This is a genomic window from [Phormidium] sp. LEGE 05292 (genome assembly GCF_015207735.1).
Classification (GTDB): Bacteria; Cyanobacteriota; Cyanobacteriia; order Cyanobacteriales; family Aerosakkonemataceae; genus Floridanema.
Genome location: NZ_JADEWG010000306.1, coordinates 1 through 2544, shown reverse-complemented (window position 1 = coordinate 2544; position 2544 = coordinate 1). Strand labels below are relative to the sequence as shown.

The 2544-nt window shown below is 42.9% G+C and carries 4 protein-coding genes, 1 tRNA gene and 1 pseudogene; 1 reads left to right on the top strand and 5 read right to left on the bottom strand.

What is annotated here, in order from left to right; translation table 11 throughout:
* Nucleotides 1-165: 165 nt before the first annotated feature.
* A pseudogene (locus IQ264_RS32180) lies at nt 166-402 on the top strand (Tn3 family transposase); the annotation flags it as partial.
* Nucleotides 403-457: 55 nt separating this feature from the next.
* Here the strand turns inward: IQ264_RS32180 and IQ264_RS32175 are convergent.
* From IQ264_RS32175 to IQ264_RS32155, 5 genes are all read right to left on the bottom strand, one after another.
* The gene (locus tag IQ264_RS32175; protein ID WP_193986794.1) at nt 458-811 is read right to left on the bottom strand and encodes an Arm DNA-binding domain-containing protein; all 354 of its coding nucleotides are present in this window, start codon (nt 809-811) and stop codon (nt 458-460) included.
* A 148-nt stretch (nt 812-959) separates the two neighbouring features.
* Nucleotides 960-1033 (bottom strand) — tRNA-Pro (locus IQ264_RS32170).
* A gap of 46 nt (nt 1034-1079) precedes the next feature.
* Nucleotides 1080-1451 (bottom strand): DUF1818 family protein, encoded by a 372-nt coding sequence (locus IQ264_RS32165; protein WP_193986792.1) that lies wholly within the window; start codon nt 1449-1451, stop codon nt 1080-1082.
* Between the two features lie 92 nt (nt 1452-1543).
* Complete coding sequence (locus IQ264_RS32160) at nt 1544-2167, bottom strand: hypothetical protein (protein ID WP_193986790.1); 624 nt, start codon at nt 2165-2167, stop codon at nt 1544-1546.
* Nucleotides 2168-2242: 75 nt separating this feature from the next.
* A complete protein-coding gene (locus IQ264_RS32155; RefSeq protein WP_073592500.1) occupies nt 2243-2476 on the bottom strand; it encodes a DNA-directed RNA polymerase subunit omega in 234 nt (77 codons plus the stop codon).
* Nucleotides 2477-2544: the final 68 nt, after the last annotated feature.

Genomic DNA, 2544 nt, shown 5'->3' with positions numbered 1-2544 from the left:
TTAACAACTCTAATTTTAAAATGAAGAATCCTTCTTTTTCATAAGCAGTGAAAACTGTAACGTTTGGTAAGTTTAATAAGGTATCTAGATGAAAATCCATCGTCCTTTTCGGGTAAAATGTAGTGCTAACTACATTTTACCCCATGATGCCGGAAGACCCCTGAACAGGAGAAGATTATCAAGTACAACGATTTGATTGCAAATGCGGTGGTGTTTCACAACACGGTTGATTTAACTGAGGTGTTGTGCGAACTTCAGCGTGAGGGTTATTTGCTGATGCGTTCTGATGTGGCGGCTTTAAGTCCTTATTTGACCAGTCAAATCAAGCGTTTTGGGGAATACTTGATTGATTTGGACGTGGTGCCGCAGGCGTTGGATGAGGAGATGGTGTTGACGTTTTAAGTCATATTGATCCTACCTTTGTGAGGAGTTTCTTTACATTTCTTTACGTCGTGTCCTATTTTGCGCGTATCTCGGCTTTACCCCTATTGAGAAGCGCCTTGTATTTCTCCAAAGAACGGGAATAAATCAATTTTTGTCTGGATTCCATAAAGCGTTGAAATAACGCTACTACTGAAATCTGATTTGGTGTTTCTGGTTTATATTTTGCCAAACTGGGGTCGAAGTTACCAGTAGCCAAATCTCCTTGAATAACCTTGGCTTTCCCCTCAGCCACAATTCGGTTCAGGGGGGTGTCAGCCAGTCCGCAATAAAGATAATGCTGTTTACCTTGATAGCTCCATACCAGCCGGAGTACTCCCTTGAAACTCTGGACTGCTACTGTCCCTTTTCTATTCCGTTGACCAGCCATGTCTGAAACCCTTGAAAACTCGTATCTTAAATTTATCCTTTAAGGTGGCTCAAATCGACATAGTTTGTCATAGCCAACGATGGTGTATGGCAACAGTCAGTATGCTGGTTTAAAAACTAAAACCCGCTACTAGAGCGGGTTTTAACGATCGGAGCGACACGATTTGAACGTGCGACCCCCACTACCCCAAAGTGGTGCGCTACCAAGCTGCGCTACGCCCCGATTTCGTTTTGCTTGTCTAGTATAACACAAACAAAATGATCTGCAACTAGAAAACTTGGAAAGTTTGAATTGCCTGCAATAAGTGGGGGACTGCTTGTGCTGACCAACTGCCTTCGCAACGGCGACCTGAGTTTAGCATTAAGTGTAAGCTGTAAGAGTGGGGATAACCTTCCACTTCCAGCCAAATTAAGTCGGTTTCGGCTTCGGTGGCAATTCTTTCCTCATCCATTAATTCACTCGCCATTTGTTTCATTGTGGCGGCTAATTGCGCGAACAATCGGCAAAAGTCGTTTAACTCTGCTTCTGTGAGTTCGATCGCCCAATCATCCCCACCCAGCAAACCCTGAAATTCCTCAGCGTTGGGGTTCCATCCTATTCGCCAACCAACACCACTTTTAATCAATTTGTCATTTGTCATTTTTACTAGGATTTAAGGATAAAAGGATTGACCGGATTGCTTTTATATTCTGAATCAGAAATCATGAACATCCTCAAATCTGAAAATCCTGGTCAAAGTTTAAGTTGCTGTGCGTCTCCAGGTTGGGGTAAGGAAGGTAAAGACCTATCAGGGTTGGGAGTGGGAGTTGGTGTGGGAGTTGGTTTTGGCGTGGGTTGAGATTCAGCGGCGACGTTGGGGTTAAAAATGCTGACGAGGGTGTTGACTAAAGCATCTCTTTGGGCACGAGTCATGCGAGTAATCACAGCGCGATCGTTATCCATTGGATTTTGCCGCAAAGTATCTCCACCAGGATACACACCTTCAAACATTACCTCATTCACGCCCAAATAATCTGCGATCGTCAATTTCCAATCCAAGCGGTAAATTGGTGGACGACCTTTGACATACATATGATACCGAATCAAGCGAGCGACTAAAGTATTGCTTGTCGCCTGTTTTCCCGTTTCCTTGCTGATATATTGATTTTCTTTTGGTAAATCTGGCAGCAGTTCATAAACTCTCCGCCAAATATCTTCTATTATAAATCTTTGGGGATTCTGACTCGGTGCATTTTGCGCTTTTACAGGTTGGAGAGTGAATAAATTTAGGTTGTTTGATGGTATGTGCAATGATGGCAAAACCGTTAAACCCAAAATTGTTAAGGCTACAAGTGCAAATCTCGCTTTTTTAGTCATTGGTAATTAGTTATTGGTCATTAGTCATTTGTTATTGTTGACTAACAAAGCACAAAAGACCAATAACTAATGACTTTATTCCCCGATAATTTCTGGTTGAGTTAACTCATCAGACATTTCAATGATTGCCCGAATTACAGGTTTCATCATTGGATCATCAATATTTTCAAAATCTTCATAACGGCGACGTTTGGCACGATTCGCCACCTGTACCGTAATCCGGTAACGGTTGGAAGCTGCTTTAATTAAATCTTCCGCCCGATACATTACTTGGGTTTGGCTAGTCTCAAATTTGGAGCGCTTGTACATAAAACCCTGCTCTAGAGGTCATTTTCCAGTGTAGCAGAGGGCAGAGGGGCAGAGGGGCAGAGGAGCAG